Source organism: Streptomyces sp. NPDC107654 (genome assembly GCF_055639035.1).
This window is the reverse complement of record NZ_JBVKBI010000011.1, coordinates 16838-32229: the sequence shown is the minus strand read 5'-3', so window position 1 is coordinate 32229 and position 15392 is coordinate 16838. Positions and strand designations below refer to the sequence as shown.

Below are 15392 nucleotides of genomic sequence, written 5' to 3'. Positions count from 1 at the left end.
CGTGCCCCCGGCGAACGCGCCGACGCCCGCCTCGACGCGGGTCAGCAGGACCGCCGGGGCGGGACCGAGGGCGGGCCGCCGCCGCGGCCCGCCCAGCGATCACCCCGTGCCTCGGCCCGGGCTCACTTGTACGTGATGTCCGAGCTGGAGTACTTGCAGTAGGTGCCGTCCGGACCCGAGCCGTTCGTGGTCGGCTCGGCGCCCTTGTTGTTGCCGATGTACTTCTGGCAGGGAACGATCTTCTTGCTGGTGTCCCCGACGACGGTGATGTTCCTCAGGGTCGCGCTGTCGCCGTAGTTGGTGTTGATGCCGACGAGCTTGTTGCCCTTGTAGGTCGCCTCGATGCCGCTGAGGTTGATCGTCCGCTTGTACTGCGTCTTGCAGTTGCCGCAGGAGCGGGCGAAGGTACCGAAGTCCTTCACCGCGAAGCCGGAGACGTTCAGCGTTCCGGCGCCGTTGAACTGGAACACCTTGTCGCCGGCCTCCTTCGCCCCGCCGCCGCTGACGGTGTAGACGTTGGACGAGGACGAGCCGAGGAAGGTGGCGGCGTCCTCGCCGACGTCCTCCCACCACACGTTCTGCAGCGTGCAGCTGCCCAGGCAGTGGATGCCGTCCGCGGCGGGGGAGCCGATGACGACGTTCTTCAGGACCGTGCCGGGGGCGAGTTCCAGGATGGGCCCCTGGTCCTCGTCCTGGCTGTCGCTGCCGAGGTCTCCGGTGCCGTACAGCCGCTTCATCCCGTAGTCCTTGGTGCCGGACAGGGAGATGGTGGCGGAGACCGCCTGGCTGCCGTTGGGGGTCGGCCAGGTGGCCGCGCCCGCCGGCGCACCGGAAGTCATGATCATGCCAAGCGTGAGTCCGAGGGTGGCCAGGCCGCCCAGCAGACCGCGTGCGGTTGCCGATGAGGTCATGTCCCGAATGCCTTCTTCCGAGTGGGGGTCAGAGAGCGGTGAGGGTGGGCTCGGAGCGGAGTCGGAGAGGACTCGGCGGTGGGGTCGGAGGGGGCTCGGAGGTGCGTGGGGGGAGAGGCCGTCAGAGCCTTCCGGTGCCCGCGCCCGCCGTCACCGAGGCGACGACGCCGGAGGCCGGTTCGGCCGTGTAGCCGTACGGCGGGCTGGTGAAGCCGCCGGCTTGCGAGATCTCGGTGGCCGCTCCGCCGAGGTCGTTGCCGCGCAGGTCGGCGTATCCGTCCACGTCGCTGTCCCGGCTGGTGGTGACGGCGACCTGGGTGTCACGGAAGACGTTGTTCTCGACGAGCATCTGCGCGCCCATGCGCGAGTGCACGGCGGTCTCCGCGCCGACGACGAAGTTGTCGTAGAAGTGGCCGGTGCCGAAACGGAGGCTCGGGACACGGGAGTTGACGTGGTCGAACCAGTTGTGGTGGTACGTCACGTGCAGGTGTCCGGTGTCCTCGCTCGCGTTCTTGTCGCTGTGGCCGACCAACGAGCCCTTGTAGTGGTCCTTGAAGACGTTCCAGGACACGGTGACGTCGTCGGAGGCGTGCGTGATGTCGACCAGGCCGTCGTAGTGGTCCTTGCCGTGGGCGCGGTCCGAGGACAGGGAGTTGTGGTCGATCCACACCTTCGAGGACGCCTGGACGGTGACGGCGTTCGTCTTGACGGCCTTGCTGATGTTCAGGTTGCGCAGGACGACATTGGTCACCTTCTTCAGGCGCAGTCCGCCGCCGGTGAAGCCGGAGGACGAACCGAGGCCGAGCACCGTGGTGTTGGAGCCGATGTCGACCTGCCCGCTCAGGGTGATCAGGCCGCTCACCTTCACGACCTTCGCCGAGTTGCCGGTCACGGCCGTCTTGAAGGCCTCCAGGGTGGAGACGGTCACCGCCGGGGCGCCGCCGCCACCGGTCGTCCCCGCGCCGAAGCCGACCGGCGTCGCGTCGGCCGCCCCGGCCGGCTGCGGCAGGGCGAGAACGGCCGCGGCCGCCAGGGCGACGGTCGTGCCTGCCGCGCTTGGCAATCCTCTCGTGTGCATGCGGGTGCGTCCCTTCTCTGAGGGGGAAGGCCATTCGTGTACGTGAATGATGTACGTCGTACGGAACGCAAGCGGGGGTCCGGTGGCCGACGAGGCTCTTTGTCGCGCTCGCGGGTCACGCTGATGAACGGACCGTAGAGTGCAAGCGCTTTCTAGTCAACACGTCGCGCAGGGCTGTTTTCCAGCCAGGGAAAGGTGGCGTGGGAGCGCTTCCATGGGCTGCGTGTCCATGCCACGATGCCGGTGCCCCGCACGAGCCGCGATCAGAAGGGACAGTGACGTGCCCCCCACACCGCACCGCTCGCCCACCGGCCTCCCCAGGACACTCGCCACCCTCCTCGGTGTCCTGCTGCCGCTGCTCGCGGCACTCGCCCTCGCCGCGCCCCCCGCCTCAGCCCGGGCCCAGGCCGTCCCCACGGCCACCCTCACCGAGGTCACCGGCTTCGGCACCAACCCCAGCAACCTGCAGATGTACGTCTACGTACCGGACAGCATCCCCGCGCACCCGGCGGTCGTGGTGGCCGTGCACTGGTGCGGCGGCTCCGCCTCCGCGATGTACTCCGGCACCGAGTGGGCCCGACTCGCCGACCAGCACGGGTTCGTCGTCGTGTACCCGTCGGTGACCCGTGCCGGCAAGTGCTTCGACGTCTCCTCGCCGCAGGCGCTCCGCCGTGACGGCGGCAGCGACCCGGTCGGCATCCGCTCCATGGTCGACTGGGCGAGCCGCGCCTACGCCGCCGACACCGGCCGGGTCTTCGTCACCGGCATCTCCTCCGGCGCGATGATGACCAACGTCCTGCTCGGCGACTACCCCGACGTGTTCGCCGCGGGCGCCGCCTTCTCCGGGGTCCCCTTCGGCTGCTTCGCCACCACCGACGGCTCCGAGTGGAACAGCGCGTGCTCCGGCGGCACCGTGACCCGCACCCCGCAGCAGTGGGGCGACCTGGTACGTGCCGCCTACCCCGGCTACACCGGCCCGCGTCCGCGGATGCAGCTGTGGCACGGCACCGAGGACGACACCCTGCGCTACCCCAACTTCGGGGAGGAGATCAAGCAGTGGACGAACGTGCTCGGTGTGAGCCAGACCCCCGCCGCCACCGACACCCCGGCGTCCGGCTGGACCCGCACGCGCTACGGCGCCACCGGTGACCGGGCACCCGTCGAGGCGATCAGCCTCCAGGGCGTCGGCCACAACCTCTACAGCCGGGGCATGGCCTCCCGCGCGCTCACCTTCTTCGGCCTCGACGCCGGCGGCGGCACACCGCAACCTCCCACCGGCGCCTGCGAGGTGACGGCCGGCGCCAGCACCTGGAGCACCGGCCTGACCGCTTCCCTGACCCTCACCAACACCGGTACGACCACGGTGAACGGCTGGCAGCTCGGCTTCACCCTGCCGGCCGGCCAGACCATCACCAACGGCTGGAACGCCACCTACAGCCCCCGCTCCGGCGCGGTGACGGCGACCAACGCCGCGTACAACGCCATCCTCGCCCCCGGCGCGAGCGTGACCCTGGGCTACCAGGCCACGCACACCGGCAACAGCGCGACACCGAACACGTACAGCCTCAACGGCACGGCCTGCACGGTCGGCTGAGGAGAAGTCGCGCACCGGGGCGTTTCGGCTGGCGCGCTCCGGGGTGTTGTTCGGCTGGTCGCCCTGGCTGGTCCTGGGCGGGTTCAGGGGGCTGCCTGGGCGGTCCTGGGTGTGGCCGGGCGGGCCGTCCGGACCGGTCCGGCGTACGTCCGACCGTCCCGCCCGGCCTACCGGCCCGACCGGGCATACGCACCCGGCCGGGCGGGCCTCACCTTCCGGAGCGCCCGTAGCGCCGCCTCCGTGGCCCGGTCACACCTCCGTGCTCCCAGGGCGGCTCACTCCACTGCCGCACCCGCCCTCTCCGCGAACCCCCGCATCACCGCCGTCCCCTGTCCTTCCCGCACCGCCACCCCCCGCACCCATCGCGCCCGAGAGGTCCCCGTGAAACCGCCCTCCAGAACGCCGTTCGCCACCCTGCTCGGCACCGTCGTCCTCGTCCTCGTCCTCGCCGTGTCGGCCTCCGCGCTCACCGCGCTGGTCACCGGGCCGGCTGCGGCGAGACCGGCTTCAGCCGGTGCCGCGGACGGGGGCGGGCGGCACTGGGTGAACACCTGGACCGGTATGCCCCAGCTGACCGAGCCCGCCAACCTGCCGCCCGCGCCGTACACCGGGGAGAAGTCGGTGCTCGTGGACACCACCCTGCGGCAGACGGTGCGCGTCACCGCCGGCGGACCCCGGATCCGGCTGCGCTTCTCCAACGCGTACGGCGACACCCCGCTGCCGCTCACCGCCGTCACCGTGGCCCTGCCCCGCGGCGGCAGGGCCGGCGTCAGCGCGGTCGAGCCGGGGAGCCTGCGCCGGGTCACCTTCGCGGGCCGGGACTCCGTGACCGTCCCGGTGGGCGCCCAGATGGTCTCGGATCCGCTGGACTTCGGGCTGCGCGCGGGATCGGAGCTGAGCGTGACGGCGTACACCGCCCGCGGCCAGGCCTCGCTCGCGCTCACCTCCCACCCCGGCTCGCGCACCACGTCGTACCTCGTCCACGGCGACCACACGCGTGACGCGGACCTGGCGGGCGCGGCCGCCGTCGACCACTGGTACCTGCTCAGCGACGTCGAGGTGCTGGCACCCGGCCGTACCCGGGCGGTGGCCCTCGTCGGCGACTCCCTCACCGACGGGCGCGGCTCCACCACCAACGGCAACGACCGCTGGCCCGACCAGTTCTACGACCGTCTCCACAGTGGCCCGGCCGCCTCGGACATCGCCGTCCTCAACCAGGCGGCCGGCGGCAACCGCGTCCTCAACGACGGACTCGGCCCCAACGTGCTCGCCCGCCTCGACCGGGACGTCCTCTCCCGCAGCGGAGTGGCCTGGCTGATCCTCTTCGAGGGCGTCAACGACATCGGCGCCGCGGACGCCGGCGCCGAGGCGCAGCGGGCGGCGGCCGACGACCTGATCGCCGGGTACCGGCAGATCGTCGTCCGCGCCCACGCCCAGGGCATCCGGGTCTACGGCGCGACCATCACCCCCTTCGGCGGCAACACCCAGTACGACGACCCGGCGGGTGAGCGGGAGGCCGCCCGGCAGCGTGTCAACGCCTGGATCCGCACCCCCGGCCACTTCGACGCGGTGATCGACTTCGACCGGGCGGTACGGGACCCGGAGGCCCCCGACCGGCTGCTGCCCGCCCTGCACGTCGGGGACTGGCTGCACCTGAATCCGGAGGGGTACGGGGTCCTCGCGGCGGCCGTGCCCGCGGGGCTGTTCCGGCACGCTTCGTAACCCGACCGGTCACACCCCGGAGGCGGGCGGGTGGCGTCGGTGGGATCCGTGGCGTTTTCTGGGGGAGAGAGGGCGTTTCGCCGGAAAAGGGAGGGTGACCGGCACGGTCGCGGGCACTCGGAGGGGCACGCAAGACGGATCTCGTCCGAGGAGAGTCATGGCTGAGCACAAGTCGTCGGCCCTCACGGCGCCCCTGCGCGGCGCGGCCTCGGTACTGCGCAGGGTCCCCGGCGCCGGAACGGTGGGCAGGGCCGCGGAGGGAACACTGGACAAGGTCGGCGCGGTCTCGCCGCGCGGGCGGCGCATGGCGGTGTACGCGGGGGCCGGTCTGCTCGGTGCCGCGGGCGTGGTGGAGTGGCCCGTCGCCCTCACCGGCGCCGCGGTGGCCTGGCTCACCCAGCCCCGCCCCGACCGGCCCGCGGTCGCGGCGGACGCGGGCGCGGCGCAGCCCGAACCCGCGCACGACCTCGGCACCGCGGCCCTCAGGTCCGGCGCCGGCGGCTCCGCCGGGACCCCGGCGGGAGGCCGGGCCCCGGGTCGTACCGGGACGCCGGGAGGGGCCGAGGCGTCCGGCCGGCACGCTCACACGGAGGCGGCCGGCCCGCCCGAGGCGTCCCACGGCGCCCGGGCGTCGGCGGGCAAGACGTCCTCCGGTCCCCTCGGGCCGACCGCGCGGCCCGACCGCACCACGCTCTGAGGAGGCCATGGTGCTCGGTGTGCTCACGGCTCCGCGTGCCGCCGCCCGGCTGCTGCCCGCGGCCCCGCGCCTGCTCGCGCGGGCGACGGCACCGGCGGTCGGACTGGCCGCCGGTGCCGCCGCCGGAACGGCGCGGGCCGGCGTGCGCGGCGCGGACACCGCCGCCCGGGTGGCCCGGGTGGCCCGCAACGCGCTCCCCGGCGCCGGAGGCCACTGGCGGTCCGGCGCCCGCGCCCACCTGGTGGTGCGGCCGCTGGAGCAGGAACGGGCGCGGCAGGCCGGCGGCACGGCCCACCTGGCGCGCCGGCTGGCCGAGTCCCTGGCGGAGCACCCCGATGTGCTCGTCGCCTACTGGGACCAGGGCCTCGCCCGCCTGGTGGTGACCGCGACCGGCGAGGAGGCCGCCGACCGGGTCCTGGAGCACGCGTCCGGCCTCGCCGAGCGGCACGGCCTCGTCCTGGCCGCCGGAGACGTGGAGGAGACCACGCATCCGGCCGACCCGGCCGGGGTGCGGGCCGCGGCGGCCACGCTCGCCGCCGACGGCGTCGGGATCGCCGTGGCCCTCTCCGCCTACGCGCTGCGGCTGCCGCCCTCGCCCCGGATGGTGACCGCGGTCGTGACCCTGCTGCGGGAGAACCCGCGGTTCCGTTCCTGGCTGCGCGCCCGGATCGGCGACGCCCCCATGGACCTGGTGCTGGCCTGCGCCAACGCGGCCGTGCACGGCGCCGGACAGACCCCCACCTCCCTGGTGCTCGACGGCGCCCTGCGGGCCTGCCAGTTGGTCGAGACGGTGGCCCGCTCCGCCGCCTTCGACACGGTGCACGACCGGCTGTGCGGACCCGGCCGGATCAGCCTCGGCACGGGCCCGGACGACCCGCCGCGCCCGCCGCTGCGCGTCTCCCCGGCCCAGGAGTACGCGGCCCACGCCTCCGCCGGAAGCCTGCTGGGCGCGGCGGCCACCCTGCTGGTGAAGCACGACGCCGCGGAGGCCGCGGAGGCCGTGCTGGCCGGCTCCCCGAAGGCGGCCCGCTACGGCCCCGCCGCCTTCCACGCCCTGCTCAGCGCCGCGCTGGCCCGCACCGGCGTCCTGGTCCGCGACCCGGAGCGGCTGCGCCAGCTGGAGATGGCCGGCACGGTCGTGCTGCACCCGAGCGCCCTGCGCACCGAGGACGGCGAGCCCGACCCGTGGGCCGAGCCGGTGCTGGACGCGGCCCGCCGGGCCGGACTGCGGGTCGTGCTCGTCGACGATCCGGCGCTGGAGGACTTTACCGGCCTCGCCGACCAGGTCGTCGACGCCCGCCGGCCGCTGGACGACGTGGTGTACGAGGCGCGCGGCGACGAGGCGGCCGTGCTCGCGGTCGCCCGGGTCGGCTCGCCCGACGAGCACGACGTGCTGGCCGCGCTGCGAGCCGCCGACGTCGCCCTCGCCCTGACCGACCGGGACGGTGCGGTGGTGTGGGGCGCGGACATCCTCGCCCTGCACGGACTGCCCGACGTGTGGCGGGTGCTGACGGCGGTCCCGGCCGCCCGCCGGGTCGGCCACCGGGCGCAGACCCTGGCCCGCTCCGGAGCCGCGCTGTCCGGGCTGCTCGTCGCCATCGGCGAGTCCGGCGGCGGAGGCGGCCGCCGGACCCTGCTGCCGGGGCTGCGGCACGCGCCCGTCGACGCCGGGGCCGCGGCGGCGCTGCTGTCCGGGGCGCGGGCGGCACTCGCCGTGGCGGCGGCCCGCGCCCCGCACCCGCGTCCCCGGGTGCACTGGCACGAGCTGGACCCGGAGCAGGCCCGGGACCGGCTGGCACAGGAACCGGCCGCCGAGCCCGGCGCGTTCGCCACGCTGACCGCGCGGCTGCGCAAGACGGCCGAGGGCGTCACCGGCCATCCGGCCGCCGCGCCCGTCCGCTGGTCCTACCGGCTCGGCCGGGCCGTCCGCGGGGAACTCCAGGACCCGCTGACCCCGGTCCTGGCCGTGGGGTCCGCCGCGTCGGCGATCCTCGGCTCCGTCGCGGACGCGCTCCTCGTCGTCGGCGCCCTCGACCTGAACGCCCTGGTCGGCGGTGTCCAGCGGCTGCGGGCCGAACGCGCGCTGTCCGGGCTGGTCGCCGAGCAGAAGCAGAAGGCGCGCGTGGTACCGCCGGAGGCCGAGGCCCCGGCAGGCGGCACCCGCACCGTGGAGGCGGGCCGGCTCCGGCCGGGCGACGTCATCCAGCTCAAGGCGGACGACGTGGTGCCCGCCGACGCCCGGCTGCTGTGGCAGGAGGGCCTGGAGGTCGACGAGTCCGCCCTGACCGGCGAGTCGCTGCCGGTGGAGAAGCAGACGGACCCCACCCCGCACGCCGTCGTCGCCGACCGGCGCTGCATGGTCTTCGAGGGGACGACCGTGGTGGCGGGGGACGCGCGGGCCGTCGTGGTCGACACCGGGGAGAGCACCGAGGCCGCCCGCGCCGTGCACCTCGCCGCCCGCACGCCCCCGGCCGGCGGTGTGCAGGCCAGGCTCCAGGAGCTCACCCGCAAGGCACTTCCGCTGACGCTCGCGGGCGGTGCCGGCGTCACCGGTCTCGCGCTGCTGCGCGGCACCCCCATCCGCGAGGCGGTCAGCGGCGGGGTGGCGGTGGCCGTGGCGGCCGTACCCGAAGGGCTGCCGCTGGTCGCGACGGTGGCGCAGCTGGCGGCCGCCCGGCGGCTGAGCCGGGGCGGTGTCCTGGTCCGCACCCCGCGCACGCTGGAGGCGCTGGGCCGCATGGACACCATCTGCTTCGACAAGACCGGCACGCTCACCGAGAACCGGCTGCGGCTGGTGCGCACCTCCGACGCCGAGGGCACGGTCCGCCCGGTCGACGACGCGGGCTCGGCGGAGACCGTCCGGGCCGCCGCGCGGGCCTGCCCGCGGCTGAACGGCGGCTCCGACCGGCCGGTGCACGCCACCGACGAGGCCGTCCTGCACGCGGCGCCCCCCGACCCGGACTGGACCCCGCTCGCCGACCTGCCGTTCGAGGCCGCGCGCGGGTACGCCGCGGCCGTCGGCCGGGTCGGGGACGGCCCGCCCGTGCTGGTGGTCAAGGGCGCTCCGGAAACCCTCCTTCCGGCATGCTCCGGTCTGCCGGAGCACGCCCCGGAGTCCGCGCACGCGCTGGCCGGGGCCGGGCTGCGGGTACTGGCGGTCGCCGAACGCCGGCTCGGCTCGGGCGAGCAGGAGACGGACGTTCTCGAACAGCCCCTGCGCGACCTGGAGTTCACCGGTCTGCTGGCGCTGTCCGACGTACCGCGCGAGACCTCCACGGCCCTGGTGAACGGGCTGAACGGGGCGGGCGTACGACCCGTCATGCTCACCGGCGACCATCCGCAGACCGCGCGCGCCATCGCCGCCGACCTGGGCTGGCCCGAGGACACCGTGGTGGTCACCGGCGACGAGCTGGCCGCGGCCGACCGCGCCGCCCGCGCCCGGATGCTGCGCGACGCGGGAGTGGTGGCCCGGGTGGCACCCGAGCAGAAGCTCCAGGTCGTGGAGGCCCTGCGGGACGCGGGCCGGGTGGTCGGCATGGTCGGCGACGGCGCCAACGACGCCGCGGCCATCCGTGCCGCCGACATCGGCGTCGGCATCAACGCACGGGGCTCGGCCGCCGCGCGCAACGCCGCGGACATCGTGCTGACCGACGACGACCTGACGGTCCTGATCGACGCGGTCGGCGAGGGCCGCGCCCTGTGGCACAGCGTGGCCGACGCGATCGCCATCCTGATCGGCGGCAACGCGGGCGAGGTCGGGTTCGGCCTGCTCGGCACGCTGCTGTCCGGGCGGGCGCCGCTGTCCACCCGGCAGATGCTCATGGTGAACCTCTTCACCGACCTGTTCCCGTCGATGGCGGTGGCGGTGACGGAGAAGGAGGACGAGGCGGACCTGGAACACGTGGAGGAGGCGGCCGGGGTGCTGGGCGACCCGCTGCTGCGGCAGATCCGGCACCGGGCCCTGACCACCTGCCTGGGCGCGCTCACGGCCTGGCTGATCGGCCGCTTCACGCCGGGCACCGCCCGCCGCTCCAGCACCATGGCGCTGTGCGGGGTGGTCGGCACCCAGCTGGTGCAGACCCTGCTGGACCGGCGCGACAGCCGTCTGGTGCAGATCACCTCGCTGGGCTCCGCGCTGGCCCTGGTGGCCGTGGTCCAGACGCCGGGCGTCAGCCGCGCGGTCGGCTGCACCCCGCTCGGCCCGGTGGCCTGGGCCGGCGTGGTGGCGGCGATCGCCCTGGCCCTGGCGGGTCAGCGCAGCCTGCCCCGCCTGGAGCGTACGGTCGTACGGCTGCTGCCGGGCTCACAGGGTTCGCCGGACTCACAGGGCTCACCGGCCTGACCGCTCTGGCAGCTCCGACCGCTCTGACCGCTCTGACCGGTCAGGCCGGGCGCCCCGGGCTCATCCGGCCGCCCGGGGCGGGCCGTCCGCCGCCCGCGCCCGCCCGGAGCGGGCCGGCGGCGGTGGGCGGCTCAGACCGAGCGGTGGTACTGGTCCGGCACCCGGACCTCCGCGCCCAGCTCGCGGGCGGCGTGCCGGGCCCAGGACGGGTTGCGCAGCAGCTCGCGGCCGAGGAGGACCACATCGGCCTCGCCGTTCGCGAGGATCTTCTCGGCCTGTCCGGTCTCGGTGATCAGGCCGACGGCGCCGACGGGCATCGGGGTCGCGGTCTTCACGCGGGTGGCGAAGGGGACCTGGTAGCCGGGCTCGGTCGGAATGGTGACGCCGGAGGCGTTGCCGCCGGTGGAGACGTCCAGCAGGTCGACGCCGTGGGCGTGCAGGTCGCCGGCGAGGCGGACCGTGTCCTCCGTGGTCCAGCCGCCGTCCTGGAGCCAGTCGGTCGCGGAGACGCGGAAGAACACCGGCTTGTCCGCGGGCCACACCTCCCGTACGGCGTCCACCACCTCCAGGGCGAACCGGGTGCGGTTCTCGTACGAGCCGCCGTAGGCGTCGGTGCGGTGGTTGGAGTGCGGGGAGAGGAACTCGTTGACCAGGTAACCGTGGGCGCCGTGGATCTCGACGGCCTCGAAGCCCGCGGCGAGAGCCCGGCGCGCGGCGCCGGCGAACTGCCGGACTATGCCCTTGATCTGATCGACCGTCAACTCGGTCGGCACCGGGTGGCGTTCGTCGAACGGCACCGCGCTCGGGGCGAGCGGCTGCCAGCCGTGCGCCTCCGGTCCGACGGGGGCGCCGCCCTTCCACGGCCGCTCGGTGGACGCCTTGCGGCCACTGTGGGCGAGCTGGACCGCCGGCACGGTGCCGTGCGCGGCGAGGAAGCGGGTGATCCGGCGGAACGCCTCCACCTGGGTGTCGTTCCACAGCCCCAGGTCGTACGGCGAGATCCGCCCCTCGGGCGAGACCGCGGTGGCCTCCACCACGATCAGGCCGGTGCCGCCGGTGGCCCGCGCCGCGTAGTGCGCGAAGTGCCAGTCGTGCGGGGCGCCGGCGAGCGGACCCTCCGGCTCGGCCGAGTACTGGCACATCGGGGCCATCCACACCCGGTTCGGGATGGTCACTTCGCGCAGGGTGAGGGGCTCGAAGAGGGCACTCACGACGGGACTCCATTCGTCACGGACCGCTGACGGGTTCGTACGATACCCCTCGTACTACGAGGAGTGTCAAACTACGAAGCCCCTCGTACAATGGGGACCGACAGATCCCGTGACGAGGGGGCGCCCGCCGTGACCGACACCGCCACCACCGGCCGCGCGCTGCCGCACCCGGAGCGGGGGGAGATCCGGCTGGAGTCCGTGCTGCACGCGCTCTCCGACCCGATGCGGCTGCAGATCGTGCGCGAACTCGCCGCAGAGGAAGCGGAGTTGACCTGTTCGCAGTTCGACCTGCCGGTGACCAAATCCACCACCACGCACCACTTCCGGGTGCTGCGGGAGAGTGGGGTCATCCGGCAGGTCTACCGGGGCACGGCCAAGATGAACGGGCTGCGCCGGGACGACCTGGAGGGCCTCTTCCCGGGGCTGCTCGACGCCCTCCTCGCCGCCGCCGACCGGCAGTCCGGCCGCATCGGCGACAGCCGCTGAAGGGGCCGTAGAGCACGGCCGGCCGGCCGCGAGAAGCTACGACACTCCCACGACACCCCCCGCTACGACGCCCCGCTCGGCCGCGAGGCGCTACGGCACCCGTGCCACCCCGAGCAGCGTGTCCCAGTCGGCCAGCTTGACCACGCCGCGGCCCAGCCTCGCCCCCAATTCCGCCTCCGCCCGTTCGATCGCCAGCCAGCCGTCCCAGGGCACGGGCTCGACGCCCGCCGCCCGGAGGACCGCGACCGGGTCCTCCGGCAGCTCCGTGCCGGCGAGCGCGGGGGCGTCCGCCAGGAGGGAGGTCACCGTCTCCTTGGCGCAGGGCCGGTTGGTGCCGATGACCCCCGTCGGGCCGCGCTTGATCCAGCCGGCGACGTACTCGCCCGGCGAGGGCGCACCGTCGCGCAGGACCCTGCCCTCGTGGTGCGGGACCGTGCCGCTCGACGGATCGAACGGCAGCCCCTCCAGCGGCACTCCGCGATAGCCCACCGAGCGCAGCACCAGCTGCGCGGGCACGTCCTCGTACCGGCCCGTGCCGGTCACTCCGCCCGCACCGTCCGGTTCCGTCCGCTCGAAGCGCACCCCGCCCACCCGGCCGCCCTCCGCCAGCAGCTCCACGGGGCGCAGGAAGAACCGCAGCCGGACCCGCCGGGCCGCGGCAGCCGTCGCGGGCCGCGCCGCCCACGCCCGCAGCACCTCGAGATTGCGGCGCGGCCCGGCTGGCAGCGCGCCCGGATGGGCCGGATCGAGCGCCAGCTCGGCCTCGTCCACGGTCACGTCGGTGCCGGGCAGGGCGCCCAGCTCGCGCAGCTCCTTGGTGGTGAACCGGGCCTGGGCGGGCCCGCGCCGGCCCGCCATCTGCACCTCGGTCAGCCCGCTCGCCGTCAGTGTGTCCAGCGCGGCCTGCGGGATGTCCGTGGGCCGTAGCTCCGCGGCGCCCCGGACCAGCATCCGGGTGACATCCACGGCGACGTTGCCGACCCCGATGACGACCGCCGACCGCACCCCGCGCAGGAAGCCGGCGTCGGCCGCGTCCGGATGGGCGCTGTACCAGGACACGAACTCGGTCGCGGACCAGCTGCCCGGCAGTTCCTCGCCGGGGATGCCGAGCCGGCGGTCGGTGGCGGCGCCCACGCAGTAGACCACCGCGTGGTAGAGCCCGCGCAGGCGCTCGACCGACAGGCCGCCCGGGCCGCCCACCCGGACCCCGCCGAGGAACCGCACCCGCTCGTGCTCCAGCACCGCACGCAGGCTGCCCTGCAGAGACTTGATCTTCTCGTGGTCCGGCGCGACGCCGTAGCGGACCAGGCCGTACGGGCAGGGCAGCCGGTCCAGGACGTCCACCAGGACCCCGGCATCGCTCTGGACCAGGCTCTGAGCGGTGTAGCACCCACTCGGCCCGGAACCGACGACGGCGACACGCAGCACAGCGGTACTCCTCGCCCCAAGGAGGGTGTGCGGACGGCTCCAGGATCGCACTCCGGGACGCCCGGCGGCAGGGGCCGGTGGGGTGACCCGATGCGTGTCCGCCGAAGTCCACCGGTTCGGGATGTGATCATTTGGTTACGTTGCGTGCGTGCTGGAAGCATCCTTTCTCAACCTTTCTGATCGGAACGCGGGGGACTGCGCGGTCTCCGTGCGGCCCGCGTGGGAGGTGCGGGAGCGCGGGGGCGCGACCTCCTGGTTCCACGTCCGGCTGGCCTTCCCCGACGGTGCCGGGGTCGACGCCCTCGCCGTGGTGCACGCGGGACGCGTCTCCGTCGAGGACGTCAAGGCCCAACCGCCCCTGTCCCTCGCCGATCTGGCGCTGCTCGCCCACTGGCTCGGGGGACCGCTGTCCGAGGCGTGCGGCGTGCACGCGGACGGCGGGGCGGAAGTGCACGGCGCGGCGGACGTGGATGATGCCGCGGAAGTGGGCGGCGCGGCGGAAGGGGGCGGCGCGGCCAGGACGGACGGTGCGGCGGAGACGGACTGCGCGGCGGTCGCGAACGGCACGCCCGTGGCGGACTGCGCGGCGGACGTGGACCACGCGGGCGGCGCGGAGCCGGGCCGGGAGGGCGGGTGCGACCACGTCGACACGGGCGCCCGGTGTCCGGCGCCGTCCGGCGGACCCGGGCCGGAGGCCGGCCGGCGCCCGGGCGCGCGCCGTGCCCGGCAGGCCTGGCCGCGCGGCATCGAGGGCCGTCGGCTCGTCGCGCGGCACTACCGGACCGCGCAGGACGAGGGCGCCGACCCCGTGCTCGCCGTGATGAACGCGACCGGACGCGGCCGTCGGCGCGCCCTCCGGCTGATCGCCCAGGCCCGGGACGCGGGCCTGCTGACCCCCCGTCACGCCCGCCGCTGACCCGTCAGGAACCTTCCGGCCGCCGCTCCGTGGCGAAGAACCGGGACAGGTCCCCGCCCCCCGCCCCGGGCTCCGGCTCACTGTCCGGGGGCACCCCCATCTCCCAGTCCAGCCCGTACCGCTCGAACAGTTCGGCCCGCAGTGCCGGCACGGGCATCGGCACGCCCGGCACCAGCGCCGCGTACACCGCGCCCATCAACAGGGCCCGCAGCATCGGGTAGTCGGCCGAGACGTTCTGCGCGCCGTACCGGGCGACGGTGTCGCTCAGCAGCTCCGCGAGCCGGCGCTGTTCGGGGCACTGCACGAAGCCCTCGGCGTGGAGCAGGCCCGCCATGTGCTGGCGCATCAGCACGGGCCGGTCCCGGGCCAGCCCCAGGATCGCGTCGATGGCCCGGGCCAGCCGCTCCCGCCCGTCCTCGGTGCGCGGCTCCCGCTCCAGCGCCTCCTCCAGCGTGCGGTGCATCAGCCGGTGCACGGCGGACTGCACCAACTGGCGTTTGCCGGGGAAGTAGTACGACACCAGTCCGCGTGCCGAGCCGGCCCGGTCCGCGATGTCGCCGAGCGTCGTGGCCTCGAACCCGTGCTCTCCGACCAGTTCGACGGCGGCCTGCAGCAGCCGTTCCCGGGAACGCCGCCGCAATTCTTCATTGACCGAGGCGCTTCGCGGGGACATCCTGTAACTCCTGCGTTGACTGGCTGCCAGCCAACTATACTCAACGCATCGGGGCACCCCCATGCTCGGGGCCGCCCGGAACTGCCGTCCGCCTGGGGCGACGCGGGGGAGCGTCCCAGACGGGCGGCGCCGAGGCGCCGGGGCCAATCTGCCGGTGCCGCCGCAGCCGCCTCCCCGATTCTGCTACACCGTCGGGGACTTGCAGGCCAAGGGCAACTTCCCCGCGCCGGCCCGGTGTCGGGGCGTGCCGGCCGTCACCCGTCGCTCGGTTCACCGGGTCCGGTACAGGCAGCGGGACGCCCGGGCGGCGGGGGCGCGTGCCGGTCGTACAGGG

General features: G+C 74.8%; 11 protein-coding genes. 6 read left to right on the top strand and 5 right to left on the bottom strand.

The window, feature by feature from the left end:
• Positions 1-122 precede the first annotated feature (122 nt).
• Together ACZ7N4_RS20690 and ACZ7N4_RS20685 are read right to left on the bottom strand one after the other, a co-directional pair.
• The gene (locus ACZ7N4_RS20690; protein WP_471359776.1) at positions 123-911 is read right to left on the bottom strand and encodes a pectate lyase; all 789 of its coding nucleotides are present in this window, start codon (positions 909-911) and stop codon (positions 123-125) included.
• 121 nt (positions 912-1032) lie between these two features.
• Positions 1033-1989 (bottom strand): pectate lyase family protein, encoded by a 957-nt coding sequence (locus ACZ7N4_RS20685; RefSeq protein ID WP_471359775.1) that lies wholly within the window; start codon positions 1987-1989, stop codon positions 1033-1035.
• 280 nt (positions 1990-2269) lie between these two features.
• Here ACZ7N4_RS20685 and ACZ7N4_RS20680 point away from each other — a divergent pair, with 280 nt between their 5' ends.
• The 4 genes from ACZ7N4_RS20680 (at position 2270) to ACZ7N4_RS20665 (ending at position 10344) form a co-directional block, all read left to right on the top strand.
• A complete protein-coding gene (locus ACZ7N4_RS20680; RefSeq protein WP_471359774.1) occupies positions 2270-3583 on the top strand; it encodes an extracellular catalytic domain type 1 short-chain-length polyhydroxyalkanoate depolymerase in 1314 nt (437 codons plus the stop codon).
• Positions 3584-3964: 381 nt separating this feature from the next.
• Positions 3965-5305 carry an SGNH/GDSL hydrolase family protein gene (locus ACZ7N4_RS20675; RefSeq protein WP_471359773.1) on the top strand — a complete coding sequence of 447 codons (1341 nt, stop codon included), beginning with the start codon at positions 3965-3967 and terminating at the stop codon, positions 5303-5305.
• Between the two features lie 157 nt (positions 5306-5462).
• On the top strand, positions 5463-6002 hold the full coding sequence (locus tag ACZ7N4_RS20670; protein ID WP_471359772.1) for a hypothetical protein: 540 nt from the start codon (positions 5463-5465) through the stop codon (positions 6000-6002).
• Between the two features lie 7 nt (positions 6003-6009).
• Complete coding sequence (locus ACZ7N4_RS20665; RefSeq protein ID WP_471359771.1) at positions 6010-10344, top strand: HAD-IC family P-type ATPase; 4335 nt, start codon at positions 6010-6012, stop codon at positions 10342-10344.
• 131 nt (positions 10345-10475) lie between these two features.
• Here the strand turns inward: ACZ7N4_RS20665 and ACZ7N4_RS20660 are convergent, their stop codons facing one another.
• Positions 10476-11555 (bottom strand): NADH:flavin oxidoreductase/NADH oxidase, encoded by a 1080-nt coding sequence (locus tag ACZ7N4_RS20660; protein WP_471359770.1) that lies wholly within the window; start codon positions 11553-11555, stop codon positions 10476-10478.
• A gap of 90 nt (positions 11556-11645) precedes the next feature.
• On the opposite strand from ACZ7N4_RS20660, the gene ACZ7N4_RS20655 reads away from it, so the two are divergent.
• Positions 11646-12041 (top strand): ArsR/SmtB family transcription factor, encoded by a 396-nt coding sequence (locus ACZ7N4_RS20655; protein WP_471359769.1) that lies wholly within the window; start codon positions 11646-11648, stop codon positions 12039-12041.
• A gap of 90 nt (positions 12042-12131) precedes the next feature.
• Here the strand turns inward: ACZ7N4_RS20655 and ACZ7N4_RS20650 are convergent, their stop codons facing one another.
• Positions 12132-13469: an FAD-dependent oxidoreductase gene (locus tag ACZ7N4_RS20650; RefSeq protein ID WP_471359768.1), complete on the bottom strand. Its 1338-nt coding sequence runs from the start codon at positions 13467-13469 to the stop codon at positions 12132-12134.
• Positions 13470-13617: 148 nt separating this feature from the next.
• Between ACZ7N4_RS20650 and ACZ7N4_RS20645 the strand changes: the two genes are divergently transcribed.
• Positions 13618-14385: a DUF6214 family protein gene (locus ACZ7N4_RS20645; RefSeq protein WP_471359767.1), complete on the top strand. Its 768-nt coding sequence runs from the start codon at positions 13618-13620 to the stop codon at positions 14383-14385.
• A 4-nt stretch (positions 14386-14389) separates the two neighbouring features.
• Here ACZ7N4_RS20645 and ACZ7N4_RS20640 read toward each other — a convergent pair whose 3' ends face one another.
• Complete coding sequence (locus ACZ7N4_RS20640; protein ID WP_471359766.1) at positions 14390-15058, bottom strand: TetR/AcrR family transcriptional regulator; 669 nt, start codon at positions 15056-15058, stop codon at positions 14390-14392.
• Positions 15059-15392: the final 334 nt, after the last annotated feature.

What these genes read in the sequence shown, in the direction of transcription:
- ACZ7N4_RS20690 (WP_471359776.1), bottom strand. Translation starts at nt 911, where the DNA reads ATGACCTCATCGGCAACCGCACGCGGTCTGCTGGGCGGCCTGGCCACC.
- ACZ7N4_RS20685 (WP_471359775.1), bottom strand. Translation starts at nt 1,989, where the DNA reads ATGCACACGAGAGGATTGCCAAGCGCGGCAGGCACGACCGTCGCCCTG.
- ACZ7N4_RS20670 (WP_471359772.1), top strand. Translation starts at nt 5,463, where the DNA reads ATGGCTGAGCACAAGTCGTCGGCCCTCACGGCGCCCCTGCGCGGCGCG.
- ACZ7N4_RS20665 (WP_471359771.1), top strand. Translation starts at nt 6,010, where the DNA reads ATGGTGCTCGGTGTGCTCACGGCTCCGCGTGCCGCCGCCCGGCTGCTG.
- ACZ7N4_RS20655 (WP_471359769.1), top strand. Translation starts at nt 11,646, where the DNA reads ATGGGGACCGACAGATCCCGTGACGAGGGGGCGCCCGCCGTGACCGAC.
- ACZ7N4_RS20640 (WP_471359766.1), bottom strand. Translation starts at nt 15,058, where the DNA reads ATGTCCCCGCGAAGCGCCTCGGTCAATGAAGAATTGCGGCGGCGTTCC.